Annotated in this window: 15 protein-coding genes; 4 read left to right on the top strand and 11 right to left on the bottom strand. The window is 71.8% G+C overall.

Going from position 1 to position 17550, the window contains the following annotated elements; translation table 11 throughout:
- Nucleotides 1-70: 70 nt before the first annotated feature.
- The 6 genes from AB0G01_RS04860 to AB0G01_RS04835 form a co-directional block, all read right to left on the bottom strand.
- On the bottom strand, nt 71-2353 hold the full coding sequence (locus AB0G01_RS04860) for a VanW family protein (RefSeq protein WP_360939712.1): 2283 nt from the start codon (nt 2351-2353) through the stop codon (nt 71-73).
- Nucleotides 2354-2432: 79 nt separating this feature from the next.
- Nucleotides 2433-2726, bottom strand: a complete 294-nt coding sequence (locus AB0G01_RS04855) for a co-chaperone GroES (RefSeq protein ID WP_360939880.1) — start codon at nt 2724-2726, stop codon at nt 2433-2435.
- A gap of 36 nt (nt 2727-2762) precedes the next feature.
- The gene (locus AB0G01_RS04850; RefSeq protein ID WP_360939710.1) at nt 2763-4604 is read right to left on the bottom strand and encodes an NHL domain-containing thioredoxin family protein; all 1842 of its coding nucleotides are present in this window, start codon (nt 4602-4604) and stop codon (nt 2763-2765) included.
- A gap of 492 nt (nt 4605-5096) precedes the next feature.
- A complete protein-coding gene (locus tag AB0G01_RS04845; RefSeq protein ID WP_360939708.1) occupies nt 5097-5471 on the bottom strand; it encodes an NTP pyrophosphohydrolase in 375 nt (124 codons plus the stop codon).
- Between the two features lie 450 nt (nt 5472-5921).
- The gene (locus tag AB0G01_RS04840) at nt 5922-6068 is read right to left on the bottom strand and encodes a hypothetical protein (RefSeq protein WP_360939707.1); all 147 of its coding nucleotides are present in this window, start codon (nt 6066-6068) and stop codon (nt 5922-5924) included.
- 226 nt (nt 6069-6294) lie between these two features.
- On the bottom strand, nt 6295-7488 hold the full coding sequence (locus AB0G01_RS04835; protein WP_360939705.1) for an ATP-binding protein: 1194 nt from the start codon (nt 7486-7488) through the stop codon (nt 6295-6297).
- Between the two features lie 132 nt (nt 7489-7620).
- Here AB0G01_RS04835 and AB0G01_RS04830 point away from each other — a divergent pair, with 132 nt between their 5' ends.
- Complete coding sequence (locus AB0G01_RS04830; protein ID WP_360939703.1) at nt 7621-8247, top strand: SIMPL domain-containing protein; 627 nt, start codon at nt 7621-7623, stop codon at nt 8245-8247.
- A 90-nt stretch (nt 8248-8337) separates the two neighbouring features.
- On the opposite strand, the gene AB0G01_RS04825 is transcribed toward AB0G01_RS04830, so the two are convergent.
- The gene (locus tag AB0G01_RS04825; RefSeq protein WP_360939701.1) at nt 8338-9024 is read right to left on the bottom strand and encodes a TetR/AcrR family transcriptional regulator; all 687 of its coding nucleotides are present in this window, start codon (nt 9022-9024) and stop codon (nt 8338-8340) included.
- A 228-nt stretch (nt 9025-9252) separates the two neighbouring features.
- Between AB0G01_RS04825 and AB0G01_RS04820 the strand changes: the two genes are divergently transcribed.
- Together AB0G01_RS04820 and AB0G01_RS04815 are read left to right on the top strand one after the other, a co-directional pair.
- A complete protein-coding gene (locus AB0G01_RS04820) occupies nt 9253-10467 on the top strand; it encodes an acyl-CoA dehydrogenase family protein (RefSeq protein ID WP_360939699.1) in 1215 nt (404 codons plus the stop codon).
- Nucleotides 10468-10522: 55 nt separating this feature from the next.
- Nucleotides 10523-10891 carry a VOC family protein gene (locus AB0G01_RS04815; RefSeq protein WP_360939697.1) on the top strand — a complete coding sequence of 123 codons (369 nt, stop codon included), beginning with the start codon at nt 10523-10525 and terminating at the stop codon, nt 10889-10891.
- A gap of 3 nt (nt 10892-10894) precedes the next feature.
- On the opposite strand, the gene AB0G01_RS04810 is transcribed toward AB0G01_RS04815, so the two are convergent.
- The 4 genes from AB0G01_RS04810 to pdhA form a co-directional block, all read right to left on the bottom strand.
- On the bottom strand, nt 10895-11797 hold the full coding sequence (locus AB0G01_RS04810; RefSeq protein ID WP_360939695.1) for a MerR family transcriptional regulator: 903 nt from the start codon (nt 11795-11797) through the stop codon (nt 10895-10897).
- 185 nt (nt 11798-11982) lie between these two features.
- Nucleotides 11983-13386, bottom strand: coding sequence for a dihydrolipoamide acetyltransferase family protein (locus AB0G01_RS04805; RefSeq protein WP_360939693.1), 1404 nt, complete (start codon nt 13384-13386; stop codon nt 11983-11985).
- 13 nt (nt 13387-13399) lie between these two features.
- Nucleotides 13400-14422, bottom strand: a complete 1023-nt coding sequence (locus AB0G01_RS04800) for an alpha-ketoacid dehydrogenase subunit beta (RefSeq protein ID WP_360939691.1) — start codon at nt 14420-14422, stop codon at nt 13400-13402.
- A gap of 1 nt (nt 14423) precedes the next feature.
- Nucleotides 14424-15620, bottom strand: coding sequence for a pyruvate dehydrogenase (acetyl-transferring) E1 component subunit alpha (pdhA, locus tag AB0G01_RS04795; RefSeq protein WP_360939689.1), 1197 nt, complete (start codon nt 15618-15620; stop codon nt 14424-14426).
- Nucleotides 15621-16071: 451 nt separating this feature from the next.
- Between pdhA and AB0G01_RS04790 the strand changes: the two genes are divergently transcribed.
- Nucleotides 16072-17484, top strand: coding sequence for a M20/M25/M40 family metallo-hydrolase (locus AB0G01_RS04790; protein WP_360939687.1), 1413 nt, complete (start codon nt 16072-16074; stop codon nt 17482-17484).
- The last annotated feature ends 66 nt before the right edge of the window (nt 17485-17550 follow it).

The following is a 17550-nucleotide window of genomic DNA, read 5'->3' as shown; positions in this document are numbered from 1 at the left end:
GACTACCCGAACGTGACCAGCCCTAACCCGAGCCGGACCGGTGGGTGTGCGGGGGTTCGCGTGCCGCCGGCTAGCCGGCGGGCGGGGGTGCCTCGCAGACGATCTTCGGCGACGGGTCGTAGCGGACCGTGCGGGTCTCCGAGCGGGACTGGCCCGTCCGGCGGTCCTTGATGGTCCGGGTGTCGGTGACGGTGAAGCCCCGCGCGCCGGCACTGGCCACGCACGGCTGGGTCGTCTTCTTGATCTCGTTCGGGTCGGTGAATTCCGTCTGCTCGCTGGTGGAGCCCGAGACGTCGTAGTTCTTGGTGCCCCACAGGACGATCTTGATCGTGGACGGCGTCCAGATGGTCTGGATCGCGATGCCCGTGTCGTCCGGGTTGGCGAACTTGATGTCGATCAGGCTGTTGCCCGCGCCGTCCATGAACACCGTGGCCTCGCGGCCGGCCGGGTAGCGCGAGATCCAGTAGCTGTGCTCCTTGTGGCCCGCGTCCTTCATGCCCGCGTGGTAGGCCGCGTTGTACAGCGTGGTCGCGAACTGCGAGATGCCGCCGCCGACCGCGCGGCCCGGCGCGCCGTTCTCGATGATGCCCGCGTCGACGTAACCCTGGGCGGTGCCGCGCGGGCCGGTGTAGCCGTTGAGCGAGAACGTCTCGCCCGGCTTCACGATCGCGCCGTTCACCTTCTCCGCGACCACCCGGATGTTGGTGCCCGAGTCGGCGGCGAAGCCCCCGGTCTGGAACTCGCCGACGACCTCCTTGATGCCCATCTTGTTCGCCTGCTCGGTGGTGACCTTGGCGGGCGTGTGCTTGTACTCCGCCTTGATCTCGCGCTGGTCCTTGCTCTTGAGCACGTCCAGGAAGGTCGCCAAGGACTTGTCCCAGTCGACGCCCAGGCCGTCCACGGACTCCTTCACGGTGGGCCGGCCGCCGTCGAACACGATCTCGGCGTCCTTGCCCTCCTTCTCGGTGTCCTTGAGCTGCGGGCCGGCCGCCTCGACCACCTTGTTGTTGTCGACCTTCGAGGTCAGCCCGCCGTCCTCGGCGGGCTCGAACACCAGCGTCGTGGCGAGCTGCTCGGGCGTGAGGGTCGCGTCCTTGCCCTCGCCCTTGATGACGACCGGCGAGGCCACGGCGGGCTTGGCGACCTCGTCCAGCGCCTTCAGGACGCCTTCCTTCGTGGTCTTGACCGGGGTCGTGTCGACCGGCAGGTCGATCGTGCCGCCGTCCGCCCAGGCCCCCAGCAGCTTCTCCGACGCGGCCGGCACGTCCAGCTTCTGGCCCTGCCTCGGGTCCACGGCCACCGGGCTCGCGCCCTCGAACCGGATGGTGCCCTCGGCGGGGTCGTGATCGGTGGTGGCGCGCAGCGCCTCCAGCGCGACGGTCAGCTTGCCGCTGTCGCTGCGGGTCGCGATGCCGACCTCGCGGGAGGTGAAGAACGACGTCACCCGGGTGATCGGGGACAGCGGCTGATCGCCGGCGCGGTCCAGCGTGGCGTTCCAGTCGAGCTCCAGGCCGGCGGCCTCCGGGTCGAACTCGGTGGCCACGTCGCCCGCCTGGGTCCGCACCGGCTGGGCCAGGCGCGGGCCGATCTGGTCGCGGAGCTTCTGCTCGGCGCTGCCGTGGCTCAGACCGCCGACGTCCACGCCCGCCACGGTCACGCCGCGCGGCACGTTCCCGCTGGACAGCGCGATGTCCGCGCCGTAGAGGACGGCGAGGAGGCCGACCACGCCGGCGGCGACGAGGAGCAGCTTCCGGCGGTTCCGGCGGCGCTGGTCGGTCTCCTCGGCGGTGGTCTCCTCGTCCACCATCACCGGGCCGAGCACGGTCGCCTCGGGGGCGGCCTCGGGCACGGACACCGGCGTGGCGAAGACCGTGGTCTCCTCCGAGGACGACGGGGAGCGCGGGTTGTCGGCCGCGAACGCGCGGGTCGCGTCGACCGGGATCGCGCGGGTCTCCTCGGCGGACGGCACCGTGGGGCGGGCCTGCTCGGTGGGGCGGGCCTGCTCGGTGGGGCGGGCCTGCTCGGTCGGACGCGCGGCTTCTGCGGCACGGGCGGGGTCGGCGGGCGGGGTCAGCTTGTGCGTGATCGCGTCGGACTGGGGCTCGGGGGAGCGCGTGGCGTCCTCGGGCGGGGTCCGCGCCGCCTCCGAAGACGGCACGTTGCGCACCGTCGGGGCGGCGGCCGGCTCGTCCGGCTCCTCCTGCGGCCACGCCTCCTCGGTCGGCCAGGCCGCCTCCTGGACCGAGGACGCGGAGATCTGCGTCGTGCGCTCCGAGGCGGTGCCCGACGGGCGGACGGGCTCGAAGGCCCTCGTCCGCTCAGCGTCGTACTCCGGTCGCTGGTTCTCCGGCACCGCTCCCCCTCTTGCCTCTCCGCAAGTTCCCGGGACTGCTTACCCGACCGGCGTCACGCGTCGATCACTTCTCGGTGGTTCAGAGGTAGAGGCCGGTCCCGTGGTCCGACCGCTCGCTCGCGATCGCGTGCACGTCCCGTTCCCGCAGCACCAGGTAGGCCGCGCCCTGCACCTCGACCTCGTACTGGTCCTCCGGGTTGAACAGCACCCGGTCGCCCACCTTCACGTGTCGCACGTTCGTACCGACGCCGTGGACGTCACCCCAGGCCAGACGCTTGGCCATCTGGGCGGTCGCCGGGATCACGATGCCGCCGCTGCTGCGGCGCTCACCGTCCTCCGGCGAGATCCGCACCATGACGCGGTCATGCAGCATCTGGATCTCAAGCTTGACATCGGGCACCAGCAGAGTCTACGTGCCCCCCCGGACGCTCTCGTCCAGCCCGCCCATCAGCAGGGGCAGCCGGTGAGGGCCGTCCGCACTGATGCGGACCGGCACGCCCCAGTCCTGACGGGTGAGCTTGCACACCGGGTGCTCGACGGACGGGTCGTCGGTGCAACTCGCGGCCTGCGCCACGACGTGCAGCACCCCTTCGGCGAACCCCTCCGCGAGGCGCAGCGCCCTGGTCAGGTCGGTGCCCACGCCCGCGCCGGCGGCCAGCAGCTCCGGTGGCGAGCTGGTGACCTCCAGGCGGGTCGACGGGCCGTGGCGGTCGTCCAGCTTCGTGCCGGCGGGAGGCGTGAACACCACGCTCAGCTCCAGCTCGCCGGGGGCCAGCACGGTCGGCGGGCGGCGCACCCGGTGCGCCTCGCCGAGCACCCGGGTACCGGGGGCGACGGGCCGTTCCAGGCGGTGCGCGGCCGAGGCCACGACGACCAGTTCCCCGGCCACGAACAGCACGTCGGACGGTTCGGCGAGATCCGTGGCGAGCGTGCCGACCTCGCCGGTGGCCGGGTCGTAGCGGCGGATCGCGCCGTTGTAGGTGTCCGCGACGGCCACCGAGCCGTCCGGCAGCACCGCCACGCCCAGCGGGTGCTGGAGGAGCGCCTGGTCGGCGTCGCCGTCGCGGTGGCCGAAGTCGAACAGGCCCTTGCCGACGGCGGTGCGGACCCGGCCGTCCTCCAGGTAGCGCAGGGCCGAGGTCTCGGAGTCGACCAGCCACAGCCGGTCGCCGGCTGCGGCCAGGCCCGAGGTCTGCGCGAAGAACGCTTCGTCGAACGGGCCGTCGGCCAGCCCCTCGACGGTGGTGCCCGCGAGCCGTTCGAGGCGGTTCTCCAGGGGCTTGAACAGGCCGAGCGTGTGGTTGCCCGCGAGCGCGATCACGACCCCCCGCGCGGGTTCCCACCAGGCCACGTCCCACGGGCTGGTGAGGTCGATCCCGGTCGCCGGGCCGTCGGTCCCGCCGTCCCGCCACTGCTCGCCGGTGCCCGCGACGGTGGTGACCTCGCCGGTGTCCAGGTTCAGGCCCCGGAGCAGGTGGTTGACCGTGTCGGCGACCACCACGTGGTAGCCGACCCGCTCGGCGACGTCGGCGGGCAGCAGCGCGAGGCCCGCCGGTTCGGAGAAGGTGGGTTCGAGGCCGTCCCGGCGGCCCCGCTCGCCCGTGCCGATGCGGCGCAGGACGGTCTCGCCGTCCAGGTCGAGCTCGACCAGCGCGTGGTGGGCGGAATCGCTGACCAGCAGCGTGTCGCGCGGGGTCGGCACCGCCTTGGCCGGGAAGCGGAGCTCGGTGCCGGCCGGGGCGGGCGGGACGTACGGACCGTCGCCCCGGTGCAGGGTGCCCTTGGCGTCGTGCTCGGCGACCAGCTCGGCGACGATCTGGCGCAGGGCGTCGACGTGCCCCTCACCGGCGGCGACGTGCACGACGTAACCCTCGGGGTCGACCACGACGAGCGTCGGCCACGCCTTGACGGCGTAGTTCTGCCAGGTGGTGAGCTCGGGGTCGTCCAGGACGGGGTGGTGCACCTCGTACCGCTCCACGGCCGCTTCGAGCGCGTCGGGATCGGCCTCGTGGACGAACTTCGGCGAGTGGACGCCGATCGTGACCAGGACGTCCGGGTACTCGGCTTCGAGGGGGCGCAGCTCGTCCAGGACGTGCAGGCAGTTGATGCAGCAGAAGGTCCAGAAGTCGAGCAGCACGATCTTGCCGCGCAGGTCTTTGAGCCGGATCTCGCGATCACCGGTGTTCAGCCAGCCGCGACCGACCAGTTCAGGAGCGCGGACACGGGCACGGCGGCGTGGAGCGGTCGTCACGTCGGGAGTCAACACGAGGCCCGAGGTCTGGTATTTCGCGATCCAGGATGTGGACGCTCACACGCGCCGAAGCGAGCCGACCAGACCCGGACCTCGCGCGAGTCGGAGATGGCCCAGCCGGCCGGCTGCCTCACCATGCCTGGATCTCCGCGCTGGCCGCGTCGCGGTGCAGTTCCTGCTTTACACGACGACCTCTGCCGGACCACGCGTCCCGCACCACGAGGTGCTCGCCGAGTTCGGTGTCGCCTGAACCGTGGCGTATGAGATCGAGTGGACCACCGCAGCTCTGGAGGAACTCCGCGAGCCCGACCGGCAGACCGGCCGCAAAGTGGTTCTGTCGGTCGCGTTTTCTGCGCGATGCCGAAGTCGGTGCGAGGGCCGGGGCCGTTGCACGTCCGTCGCCGGACGGTCGGCGGGTGCGGCGAGTGCGCGCTCTCGGACTTCTTCCGAACGGACCGGCCGGTTTTCCGGAGAACAAGGGCGCTACGGGGCTCAGCGCACCGAGCGCGGACCGAGGACGGACGCCCCGAGTTCGGTGACGCGGCGGCGGAGTTCGCGGTCGGCGGTGACGACCGCAGTCGTGCGGTTGGGGGCTTCGGAGCGGACCACGTCGACCACCGCGTCGTCTCCGGAGGACGTGGCGGAGACCACACGGACGCCGGGTATCGACTGCACGTGGCGGGCTTCGCCTTCCACCACCAGGACCACTTCCAGCGGTCCCTCGGCGAACCCGGACAGGCCCCGCTCACCCACTTCTACCAGGGCGTTCCGCAATTTTGACGCCGCTCCGGCGCGGTCGCGCCACCACCCGTCGGGAACGGATCCGACGACATTTGCGGCGTCAACCACCAGGAGCGGACGGCTCATCGGCCCATGCTCTCAGCAAACCCTCAAAAAACTGTCGTACCCCGGTGGCACCATGGGTGGTGTCCATGGGGGACAAGACACATTCAGGGGGATAGTGATGATGAGGCGTGCCCGTAGACAGGACGACACCTGGACCGGCTCTGCCACGTCCAAGTAGTCCGGACATGTCCTGAGAGAGCAGTCGGGGGAGATAGCGGAAACCCCGCGGTGCTGCCAGGTCGGGGGTCCGACAGCATCGCGGGGTCACCAGGAACATCGAGACACGATCGTGGACTGTTACACCCCCTATCGAGTGTGACACAGATCACGTTTCAAATGTCTCGACAGTAGTCGAAGGCCCTGTCGCGCGGGAGGTGCGGCAGGGCCTTCGACGTTCCCCTTCGCCTGAACGCGCGAGACAGCGGGGCGTGTACCCGGTGTCGATCGGGTTGCCGTCTCGACGCGGAGGTCTTAGCGGAGGGAGGTCACCTGGGACTGGGCGATCGCCATCAGCTCGTGTCGCATGGCCGGGGTCGGTGCCATCTCGATCGCGCGGGCGACAGCCTTGCGGTTGCGAGCCTCGACACGACGAGCGCGGAGCTTCGCAGTGAAGTTCATGGGGGGTTCATCCCTCTCAGCGGTGTCTCTCGGTGGTGTGCCTCAAGTATGCACCCTGCCGCCCGCAAAAGCACCCGTTTGTCCGGTGAGGTGGGGCACATACCGATGAATCACCGGCATCCACCGGAAAAGTCCCTACGATTCGCCTGACAGACACCTACCTGGACCGGACAGCTCACCAACAGCTCCCCCGGCCCGACGCCGGGGCGCTCCCCAGGGCCGGGGATCAGTCCTCGCGCCCGAGCAGGAAGCGCCCGAAGTGCGGCACGGTGAACGCGATCTGCCCGCGTTCCGCGCTGTAGACCAGGCCTTTCTTGATGAGGCTGTCCCGCGCGGGCGACAGTGACGACGGCTTGCGCCCGAGGTGCTCGGCGACCTGCGCGGTGTTCACGCCCGCGTCCTTGCCGTCCGTCAGCTCCGCCATCGACCGCAGGTACTCCCGCTCGGCGGGCGTGGCCCGCTCGTACCGCGACCCGAAGAACCCGACCGCGAGCTCCACGTCCGCCTCCGGCGCGGCCACCGCCACGTCCACCGGCGTGATCGGGTCGGCCGGCGCGGCGTCCCACGCGGCCTTGCCGTACGCCTGGATGAAGTACGGGTAGCCGCCGGAGGCGTCGAAGAGCGCGTCCAGCGCCTCGTCCGCGATGCCCGCCTCCTCGCGCTCCACCGGCGCGAGCACCGCCCGGTCGGCGTCCTCCCGGGACAGCCGGTCGATCCGCACGTACCGGAACAGCCGCTCGGAGTACGACTTCGACGCCGAGAGCACGGCCGGCAGGTGCGGCAGCCCCGCCCCGACCACGACCAGCGGCGCGCCGGACTGGGACAGCTCGTGGCACGCCGCGCACAGCGCCGAGATGTCGTCCGCCGGCACGTCCTGCATCTCGTCGACGAGCAGCGCGACCCCGGTGCCCACGTCCTGCGCCAGCTCCGCGACCTCGGTGAACAGCTCGACCAGGTCGATCTCGATGTCCCCGGAGTCCGCCCGACCCCGCGCGGCGGGCACGTCGATGCCCGGCTGCCACCGGTCGCGCAGCTTCGCGTCGTCCGGGTTGGCGCGCAGCGCGAACGCCTTCAGCACGCCCAGCACGGACTCCACCCGGTCCGGCGCGCGGTGCCGCACGGCCAGGTCCCGGATCGCCCGGTGCAGCGCGGCGGACAACGGCCGCCGCAGCCCCGCGTCCGGCCGCGCCTCGATCTTGCCCGCGCCCCACCCGCGCTTGACCGCCATCGACCGGAGTTCACCGAGCAGCACGGTCTTGCCCACGCCGCGCAGGCCGGTGAGCACCAGGCTGCGCTCGGGACGGCCGCGCGCCACCCGTTCCAGGACGACGTCGAACGCGGCGAGTTCCTTGTCCCGACCGGCGAGCTCGGGCGGGCGCTGCCCCGCGCCGGGGGCGAACGGGTTGCGGACCGGGTCCATCCTCGGACGGTATCGAGGTGTCTAGGGCAGATCCAATACTCGGCGCGAGTCACGTCGTATCAGGCTGTCTAGTTAATTAGCTAGATTTGCATATCGTTGCGGATAGGCCGGTGGGCGGGTTGGCTGGTCCACGTGGCTGAAGTCGTGACCAAGGGCACCGGCAAGGTTGAGCGCACCGCCGACCGGGCCGAGGTGCAGGTGAACTTCGAGACCGTGGGCACGACCCGCAACGAGGCGGTGGACCTGCTGACCAGGCGCGTCGCCTCGGTCGAACCGGTGCTGGAGCGAGCGGGCGTCGAGGTGCGGTCGCGACAGCTCAACGTGCACGACAACTGGGACGGGCAGCAGCGGGCGGGCAGTCGCGCGGCACAGCAGTACGTGCTGCGGGTCGACGACCTGACCCAGCTCGACGACCTGCTGGCCGCACTGGTCGCCGCCGAGCCGACGTGGCTCAACGGACCTAGCTGGCAGCTCGCCGACGACGCCGACGCGATCCGCGAGGCGCAGCGGGAGGCCGTGGCGGACAACCGCCGGCGGGCCGAGGGGTACGCGGACGCGCTGGGCGCGCGCCTGGGCTCGCTGCTGCGCCTCTCCGACGGTGACGGCGAGACGTGGGCGGCCGAGGCGTCGGCGGGCCGGGCGATGGCCGCCTACGGCGGTTCGGTCGGCGACGCGCCCCGGATGGACGAGCTGAACCTGGCGGCGCAGCAGATCGTCGTGACGGTCCGCTGCACCGCGACCTGGGTGTTGCTGAGCTAGCCCGACCCCGCCACCAGGAGCACGACCAGCAGACCGCGCGTTCGGCTACCTGGACCGCCCGCACCTGGAAGGCCATGCTGCGCGGCTTGGCTAGTCCTGCTCCGCCGTCCCGGGCGCGCGGCGCGACGGCGGGTGCCAGACGTGACCCGCGACCAGGTCGCCGAAGCCCATCCACACCAGGTTCATCAGCCGGGCCGCGACCACGCCGGCGGGCTCCTCGGGGTTGTCCAGCCACCAGTCGGCCAGCGACTCGCCGGCACCGACCAGGGCGGCGGCCAGCGACTCGGCCTCCTTGTCGCCCGCGCGCGGGACGTCGGGAAACTCGCCGGAGCGCACCAGCAGCGTCGCCACCAGGCCGATCGCCCGGCCGCGCAGGTCGGCCAGCTCCTCGGCGAACGGCCCGCCCTGCGAGGACGCCTGGCGGTGCAGCACCTGCCAGCTCGGCCGGTTGCCGCCGACGAACCCGAAGAACGCCCGCAGGCCGCTCCACAACTGCACGTCCGGCGGCTGGTCGGTCTCCACGCCGTCGGCGATGGCCGCCATCATGCGGGTGGCCTCGCGCCGGATGCAGGTGGCGAAGAGCTCCTCCTTGGAACCCAGGTAGGCGTACAGCATGGGTTTGGAGATCCCCGCGACCTCGGAGATCTCGTCCATCGACGCGGCGTGGAAACCGAGGCGCGAGAAGACGTCCACGGCCGCGTCCGTGATCTGCCGCTCGCGCACCGCGCGCGGCAGCCGCTTGGCTCGGCCGGTGCGGACCGGTTGCTCTGCGTGCATCACCCCTCCAAGGCCGGGACAGAGGTTAACGGACCCCTTGCCGCACTATCTACTCATCAGTAATCTTACCTGCGAGTAGGCACGGGGGCCGGGAGCTGCACGAGGTGATCATCGAGGACGCGGCGTCCACTGTCGACGAGGGTGCCACCCGCGAGTCGCGCGCGGTGGTCGCGTTCGACCCGATCGGGTGCACGAGCCTGTCAGACATCCCGAAGGCGTGAGGATCACATGGGCGGCTTTTCGCTGGAGCTGAACGAGGACCAGGCAGACCTCCGGAAGTGGGTGCACGGCTTCGCGAAGGAGGTCATCCGCCCTGCGGCGGCCGAGTGGGACGAGCGGGAGGAGACCCCGTGGCCGGTGATCCGGGAGGCCGCGAAGATCGGCCTGTACGGGTTCGAGGCGCTGGCCACCTGGTTCGCCGACCCGGTCGGCCTGTCGCTGCCGATCGCCACCGAGGAGCTGTTCTGGGGTGACGCCGGCATCGCGCTGGCGCTGATGGGCACCGGCCTGGCGGCGGCGGGCATCTTCGCCTCCGGCGCGCCGGAGCAGTTGGCCGAGTGGGTGCCCGAGTGCTTCGGCACGGCGGACGAGCCGAAGCTGGCCGCGTTCTGCGCGTCCGAGCCGCAGGCCGGGTCGGACGTCGCGGGCTACCGCACCCGCGCGGTGTACGACGAGGCCGCGGACGAGTGGGTGCTCAACGGCCAGAAGGCGTGGGCCACCAACGGGGGCATCGCGAACGTGCACGTCGTGACCGCCGTGGTCGATCCGGCGCTCGGGTCGCGCGGCCAGGCCGGGTTCGTCGTGCCGCCGGGCACGAAGGGCCTGTCGTCGCCGGGGAAGATCAGGAAGCACGGCATGCGGGCCTCGCACACGGCGGACGTGTTCCTCGACGACGTCCGCGTACCGGGCCGCTGCCTGCTGGGCGGCAGGGAGAAGCTGGACGCGCGGCTGGCGCGGGCGCGGGAGGGGCGCAAGGCGGGCGGCCAGGCGGCCATGGCCACCTTCGAGACCACCCGGCCGACGGTCGGCGCGATGGCGATCGGCGTGGCGCGCGCGGCGTACGAGTACTCGCTGGAGTACGCGAAGGACCGCGAGGCGTTCGGGCGGAAGATCATCGAGAACCAGTCGATCGCGTTCGACCTGGCGAACATGAGGATGGAGATCGACGCGGCCCGGCTGCTGGTGTGGCGGGCGGCGTGGATGGGGCGCACCAACGTGCCGTTCACGGCGGGCGAGGGCTCGATGTCCAAGCTCAAGGCGGGCGAGGTGTCGGTGTGGGCGACCGAGCGCGCCATCCACATCCTCGGCGGGGCGGGCTACACGCGGGAGCACCCGGTCGAGCGGATGCACCGGGACGCGAAGATCTTCACCATCTTCGAGGGGACGAGCGAGATCCAGCGCTTGGTGGTGGCTCGGGCGATCTCGGGCATGCACATCAGGTGAGTTGATCTCCTCCGGCGTTCCGGCCGGGTAGCGGAGCCTCGTTAGAGTCGGGTGCATGATCGGGACGTTGCAGTGCGTCGTGCTGGACTGCCCGGAGCCACGGGCGTTGGCCGAGTTCTACCGGGGGTTGCTCGGGGGCGAGGTGGACGTTCCCGGGCGCGGGTGGTCGTTGGACGACGACTGGTCGACCCTGCACACGGCCAACGGGGTGCTGGCCTTCCAGCGCGTCGCCGACTACGTGCCGCCGACCTGGCCCGACCCGGCACGGCCGCAGCAGTTCCACCTCGACATCGCCGTGCGGGACCTCGGCCCGGGTGGGGCCGAGGTCCTGCGGTTGGGTGGTGCCCTGCTGGACGACTCGCCCACCGGGTGGTGGGTGTTCGCCGATCCCGCCGGGCACCCGTTCTGCCTGGTCCTGGCCTGAGCCTCAGCGGACCGCCGTGGCCAGCCACCTCCGCTGCGCCGACGTGTCGGGCACCGGGGGCCAGCCGTTGATGATCGCCAGCAGGATCCAGTAGCGCTCCGACCTCGGGTCGCCGAACTCGCCCAGCCAGCGGGTCAGCTCCTGGCCGGCGGGCGGGTTCGGGACGTCGTGCCACCGCGCGTCGATCCGGGCCACGACCTGCGCCGCGTCGGCACCGCCGGGATCGACGCCGGCCGCGAGGGCCTCGGCGGCCTGGTCCATCGCGTACTGGAACACCGCCATCTGCTCCGGCCCGGGTGCGGACATGTCCACGCCCTCCGCGCGCAGCTCCTGGTGGCGCTCCGACATCCGGCGGATCGACGCCCGGAAGTCCGGGTCGCGGACCAGGTTCGCCAGCTCGACCCACGCCTCCAACTGCTCCGCCGTCGGGTCGTCCGGCAGCTCCACCCGCACCGACCGCATCCGGTCGCGGAAACCCGGCTCCATGTCCAGACCGCCGAAGACCTCGTCGAAGAAGTCGTCCAGGATCGCCTGGCGCTCCTCCTCGGACAGCCTCGCCAATTCGTGCACCGCCTCCACCTCCCCGTTCCGGGCCACGACGCGCAGCACGGCCCGGCGCAGCCGGAGCGTGCGCAGTTGCGCGTCGATGGCCTCCGCGTGCGTCCGGGCCACCTCGGCCACGGACACCTCCCGTGCCAGCACCCGTTGCGCGGTGGGCAGGTCCACGCCCAGGTCGCGCAGGGTCCGCACGAGCTTGAGACGCGCCAGCCCGTCGACGTCGTAGGTGCGGAACCCGCCCGCCGTCCGTCCCGCGACCGGGATCAGACCGGAGTCGGAGTAGAACCGGATCGTCCTGGTGGACAAGCCGGTCAGCCGCGCCAGTTGGCCGATGGAGTAGTGCGTCACGGGGACCACCTTGAACTCTCCAGTCACTGGAACTTCAACCCCTTTTCCGCCGATGATCCGACAGCACCGCACTTCGGGCACGAGTTCGGGGCGCACGAAGAACGCCGGGCACCCGAAGGCACCCGGCGTCCCGAGCGGATCTCTCGGCGGATCAGCAGCAGATCAGTGGGTCGAAAATCGGCAGATCAGTAGGTCAGGGCGACGCCCGGGTCGGCCAGCAGTGCGCCCACGTCGGCCAGGAACTGCGAGCCCTGCTGGCCGTCGACCACGCGGTGGTCGAAGCTGAGGGCCAACTGGCACACCTTGCGCGGCACGACCTGGCCGTCGACCACCCACGGCATGTCGCGGATCGCGCCCAGGGCGAGGATCGCCGACTCCCCGGGGTTGATGATCGGGGTCCCGGTGTCGACGCCGAACACGCCGACGTTGGTGATGGTGAAGGTCCCGTTCACCATGTCCGCCGGGGACGTCTTGCCGTCCCGGGCCACCGTCGCCAGGCCGTCCAGCGCGATCGCCAGCTCCCGCAACGACATCCGGTCCGCGTCCCGGACCTTGGGCACGACCAGGCCGCGCGGCGTGGCCGCCGCGATGCCCAGGTGCACGTAGTCCTTGTAGACGATCTCGCCGGCCGCCGCGTCCCACGAGGCGTTCACGTCGGGCGTGCGGCGGGCCGCCAGCACCACGGCCTTGGCCGCGAACGCCAGCGGGGTGAGCTTGACGTCGCGGAACTGCGGGCTGCCCTTGAGGCGGGCGCGGAGTTCCATCATCGGCGTCACGTCGATGGTGAGGAACTCCGTCACGTGCGGCGCGGTGAACGCGCTGTCGACCATCGCCTGCGCGGTCGCCTTGCGGACGCCCTTGATCGGCACCCGGCGTTCGCGCGTGCCGGCGTCGTGACTCGCGACGACGACGGCGGCGGGCGCTGCCGGCGCGGGAGCGGTGAGCGCCCGCTCCACGTCCTCCCGGGTGATCACGCCACCCGGACCGCTGCCGGTCAGGCCGGTCAGGTCCACGCCCAGGTCCTTGGCCAGCTTGCGGACCGGGGGCTTGGCCAGCGGCACGTACCCGCCCGGCGCGGCCACCGGAACCGGCGCGACCGGCGCGACCGGAGTCGGCGCGACGGGAGCCGGGGGCGGCGGGGCCACGGCGACCGACGATGGCGCAGTGGGCGCAGTGGGCGCGGTAGCCGCAGTGGGCGCAGTGGGCGCACCCGTGCGGGCCCGGCGCTTGGCCGGACCGGACTTCGGGCCGTACCCGACCAGGTTCGCCACCCGGCCCTCGCCCTCGGCGGGCTTCGCGGCCACGCCGTTGGTCTCCGGCGCGGCCGGCGCGGCGGTGCCGGACGGGTCCACGTCGATGGTGATGATCGGGATGCCGACCTCGACCGTCTGGCCCACCTGCACCAGCAGCTCGGTCACCACGCCGTCCCACGGGCACGGCAGCTCGACCGCCGCCTTGGCGGTCTCGATCTCCACGATGATGTCGTTGACCTTGACCGCGTCGCCCGGACCCACGTGCCAGGTCAGGATCTCGGCCTCGGTCAGCCCCTCCGCCGTGTCGGGCAGGGGGAATTGTTTGAACTGCGGCATTCCGGCGGTCCCCTTACCAGGCCAGCGAGCGGTCTACGGCGTGCAGCACCCGGTCGAGGTCGGGGAGGAATTCCTCCTCCAACTTCGACGGCGGGTACGGCGTGTCGAAACCGGTCACCCTCAGCACGGGCGCTTCCAGCGAGTAGAAGCACTCCTGCTGCACCTTGGCCGCGATCTCGCCGGCGATGGACGCCTCGCCGGGCGCTTCGGACACCACGACCAGCCGGCCGGTCCGCCGCACCGAGTCGTACACCGGCGCGAGGTCCAGCGGGGACAGCGTGCGCAGGTCGACGACCTCCAGCGAGCGCCCCTCCTCGGCCGCCGCAGCGGCGGCGTCGAGCGAGACCCGGACCATCGGGCCGTACGCGACGAGCGTGGCGTCCGTGCCGGTGCGCAGCACGCGGGACGAGTGCAGCGGCAGGGGGGCGGCGGTCGTGTCGACCTCGCCCTTCTCGTAGTAGCGCCGCTTGGGCTCGAAGAACAGCACCGGGTCGTCGGAGTCGATCGCCTGCTGGATCATCCAGTAGGCGTCGGCCGGGTTCGAGCACGACACGACCTTGAGGCCGGCGGTGTGCGCGAAGTACGACTCGGGCGAGTCGGAGTGGTGCTCGACCGCGCCGATGCCGCCGCCGAAGGGCACCCGGATCACCATCGGCAGCTTGAGCCTGCCCTGGGTGCGGTAGTGCAGCTTGGCGACCTGGCTGACGATCTGGTCGAAGCCGGGGAAGATGAAGCCCTCGAACTGGATCTCGCACACCGGTCGGTAGCCCCGGATCGCGAGGCCCACGGCGGTGCCGATGATCCCGGACTCGGACAGCGGGGTGTCCAGCACCCGTTGCTCGCCGAAGTCCTTCTGGAGGCCGTCGGTGATCCGGAAGACGCCGCCGAGCTTGCCGACGTCCTCGCCCATCACGAGGACCTTCGGGTCGGCTTCCATCGCCGCGCGCAGGCCGTTGTTGATGGCCTTGGCGATGGTCAGCGTCTGCACCGGGGCGCTCGCGTCGGAGGTCGGTCGGTCCATCGTCGGAGCAGCCATTTCAGTGCTCACCTCCCGCGAATCCGGCGTGGTAGGCCAGGAACTCGTCGCGCTGGGCGTCCAGCACCGGGTGGTCCTCGGCGTAGACGTTGCTGAACATCCGCTCGGCGGGCGGGGTCTGGAGGTTGACGCAGTGCTCGCGCATGGTGATGGCGAGCTCCTCGGCGTCGGCCTCGACCGAGTCGAAGAACGCCTGGTCGGCCCACTGCTGCTTGACCAGGTGCACCTTGACGCGCTCGATCGGGTCCTTGAGCTTCCACAGCTCCAGCTCGTCGGAGAGCCGGTAGCGGGACGGGTCGTCGGACGTGGTGTGCGCGTCCATCCGGTAGGTGAAGGCCTCGATGAGGATCGGGCCGTTGCCCTGGCGGCACTCCTCCAGCGCCCAGCGGGAGACCGCGAGCGTGGCCAGCACGTCGTTGCCGTCGACCCGGATGCCGGGGAAGCCGTAGCCGCGCGCCCGCTGGTAGAGGGGCAGCCGCGACTGGCGCTCGGTGGGCTCGGAGATGGCCCACTGGTTGTTCTGGCAGAAGAAGACCAGGGGCGCGTCGTACACCGCGGCCCAGACGAAGCCCTCGTGCACGTCGCCCTGGCTGGTCGCGCCGTCGCCGAAGAAGCAGATGGTGGCCTCGCTGTCGGCGTCGTCGCCGACCTTGCCGTCGAACTTCTGCCCCATGGCGTACCCGGCGGCGTTGAGGACCTGGTTGCCGATGACGATCGTGTAGGGGTGGAAGCGGCGCTCCACCGGGTCCCACGAGCCGGCGTCGGTGCCCCGGAACATGCCCAGGATCTCGTGCGGCTGGATGCCCCGGCACCAGGCCACCCCGTGCTCGCGGTAGCTCGGGAAGGCCATGTCCATCGGCTTCATCGCGCGGCCCGCGCCGATCTGCGCGGCCTCCTGGCCGAGCAGCGGCACCCACAGGCCGAGCTCGCCCTTGCGCTGGAGGGCGTTGGCCTCGCGGTCCGCCCTGCGCACCAGCACCATGTCGCGGTACAGCCCGCGCAGCTCGTCGGCGGTGATGTCGATGTCGAAGTCCGGGTGCGTGACCCGCTCACCCTCGGGGGTCAGCAGTTGCACCAGGTCGGCACCGCCCTCGTCAGTCGCCCGCAAACCCGCGATCACCTGCTCGGCGGTCGGTGCGGCGGCCGTGGCCGGCGGGCTGTCCGGCCCCGGTTGCGTCCATTTCTCTGGGGACGACATTGCGCCTTACTCCTCGTCTACGAGGCCGCCAAGTCGCTCGTGACGACCATGCGCGGCGGCACCGCCAGTCGCCGCCCCCTGGTGAGGGTGGTGGGCAACCGTCGGCGCTGACGGTGTTTCTCATCCACATCCTGACACGCGTTCACCCGGGATGGTGAGCCCCGTCCCAGTTTGTGATGGTGCCCGCACGCGCCTGAACAGGCACAACGGTAGGAAGCCCAATCTTCGGCAGTCCGATTAGGCCGTTCGCACAACGGACGGGAACGTCCCGGTTACCGTTCGTTAACGACCGACCGCACGACTCCGGGTACACCCGGTCGGCGCACCCGCGTGCGCGGGACCTCGGGGGTTGGCCGGACCGGCGGCGCGGGCACCCGTGGACGTCCGACCATCGGCCGCCCGGGGCTTGTCCACCACCCGGTACCGCCACGGCCCGTGCGAGTATCGGGACGTGGACCGTTCAGCGCTGACCCGTACCGTCCGTGGCCTCTGGGACGACGAGATCCTCCCGAGCCTGTCCGACCTGGTCGCGGTGCCCGCGATCTCCCCGGCGTTCGACCCCGCGTGGGCCGAGCACGGGCACCTGGCCGCCGCGGTCGAGCACGTCCGCGGCTGGCTCGCCGGGCGCGACCTGCCGGGCGCGACCATCGAGGTGGTCGAACTCCCCGAGCGCACGCCGCTGCTGCTGGTCGACGTGCCCGCCACCGGGGAGTCCCCCGACACCGTGCTGCTCTACGGGCACCTGGACAAGCAGCCGCCGGTGGCGAACTGGTCCGAGGGGCTGGGCCCGTGGACGCCGGTCGTCCGGGACGGTCGCCTCTACGGCCGGGGCGCGGTGGACGACGGCTACTCCGGGTACGCCGCGGTGGCCGCGATCGAGGGCCTGCGGGCGGCCGGCGGGTCGCACGCGCGGTGCGTGGTGCTGCTGGAGACCGGCGAGGAGTCCGGCAGCCCGGACCTGCCCGCCTACCTGGAGCACCTGAAGCCGGGGCTGGGCGACGTGTCGCTGGTGGTGTGCCTGGACTCGGGCGGCAGCGACTACGAGCGGATGTGGCTGACCACGTCGCTGCGCGGGCTCGCGCAGGCCGCGCTGACCGTGCGGGTGCTGGAGAGCGGCCTGCACTCGGGCATGGCCAGCGGGATCGTGCCGAGCTCCTTCCGCGTGGTCCGGCAACTGCTGGACCGGCTGGAGGACTCGGCCACCGGCGAGGTGCTGATCCGCGAGATGCACGTGGAGGTGCCGGCGAACCGGGTCGCCGAAGTGCGTGAGGCCATCGCCAGCGCACCGGGCGTGCAGGTGTCCTCGGTGCCGTGGGCACCGGGCGTGCGGCCGGTGACCACCGACGAGGTCGAACTGGCCCTGAACGCCGGGTGGCGGCCGACGCTGTCCGTCACCGGCGCGGACGGCCTGCCCGCCCCGCAGGACGCGGGCAACGTGCTGCGGCCGTTCACCACGCTGGTGCTGAGCTTCCGCCTGCCGCCGACGGCCGACGCCAAGGCGTCCGTCGAGGCGGTCGGGCGGCTGCTGACCGAGGACGTGCCCTACGGCGCGGTGGTCGAGCTGTCCCGGGTCGAGCACGCGGACGGCTGGAACGCGCCGGAGCTCGCGCCGTGGCTGCGGAAGACGCTGGACGTGATCGGCGAGGAGGTGTTCGGCGCGCCGTGGCGGACCGTGTCGCTGGGCGGCTCGATCCCGTTCATGGGCCTGCTGCACGACGCGTACCCGGACGCGCAATTCCTGGTGACCGGCGCGGTGGGCCCGGACAGCAACTGCCACGTGCCCGACGAGTGGCTGCACCTGGGCCACGCGGCCCGGATCACCGAGGCCGTGGCCGTGGTGCTGGACGCGCACGCCCGGCGGTGAGCCGGACCCGGACCCGGCCCCACCGGGGTCGGGTCCGCGCGGCGGTCCACCTGTCGGCGAGACCGC

Source organism: Actinosynnema sp. NPDC023587, assembly GCF_040640215.1.
GTDB lineage: Bacteria > Actinomycetota > Actinomycetes > Mycobacteriales > Pseudonocardiaceae > Actinosynnema.
Note: the sequence above shows the minus strand (reverse complement) of the source record. Positions and strands in the feature narration are given on the sequence as shown.

Excerpts from the sequence above, each read along its gene's own strand:
- AB0G01_RS04815 (WP_360939697.1), top strand. The coding sequence starts at position 10,523 with ATGATCGGGACGTTGCAGTGCGTCGTGCTGGACTGCCCGGAGCCACGG.
- AB0G01_RS04845 (WP_360939708.1), bottom strand. The coding sequence starts at position 5,471 with ATGAGCCGTCCGCTCCTGGTGGTTGACGCCGCAAATGTCGTCGGATCC.
- AB0G01_RS04840 (WP_360939707.1), bottom strand. The coding sequence starts at position 6,068 with ATGAACTTCACTGCGAAGCTCCGCGCTCGTCGTGTCGAGGCTCGCAAC.
- AB0G01_RS04805 (WP_360939693.1), bottom strand. The coding sequence starts at position 13,386 with ATGCCGCAGTTCAAACAATTCCCCCTGCCCGACACGGCGGAGGGGCTG.
- AB0G01_RS04835 (WP_360939705.1), bottom strand. The coding sequence starts at position 7,488 with ATGGACCCGGTCCGCAACCCGTTCGCCCCCGGCGCGGGGCAGCGCCCG.
- AB0G01_RS04820 (WP_360939699.1), top strand. The coding sequence starts at position 9,253 with ATGGGCGGCTTTTCGCTGGAGCTGAACGAGGACCAGGCAGACCTCCGG.
- AB0G01_RS04825 (WP_360939701.1), bottom strand. The coding sequence starts at position 9,024 with ATGCACGCAGAGCAACCGGTCCGCACCGGCCGAGCCAAGCGGCTGCCG.
- pdhA (WP_360939689.1), bottom strand. The coding sequence starts at position 15,620 with ATGTCGTCCCCAGAGAAATGGACGCAACCGGGGCCGGACAGCCCGCCG.
- AB0G01_RS04800 (WP_360939691.1), bottom strand. The coding sequence starts at position 14,422 with ATGGCTGCTCCGACGATGGACCGACCGACCTCCGACGCGAGCGCCCCG.
- AB0G01_RS04855 (WP_360939880.1), bottom strand. The coding sequence starts at position 2,726 with ATGCTGCATGACCGCGTCATGGTGCGGATCTCGCCGGAGGACGGTGAG.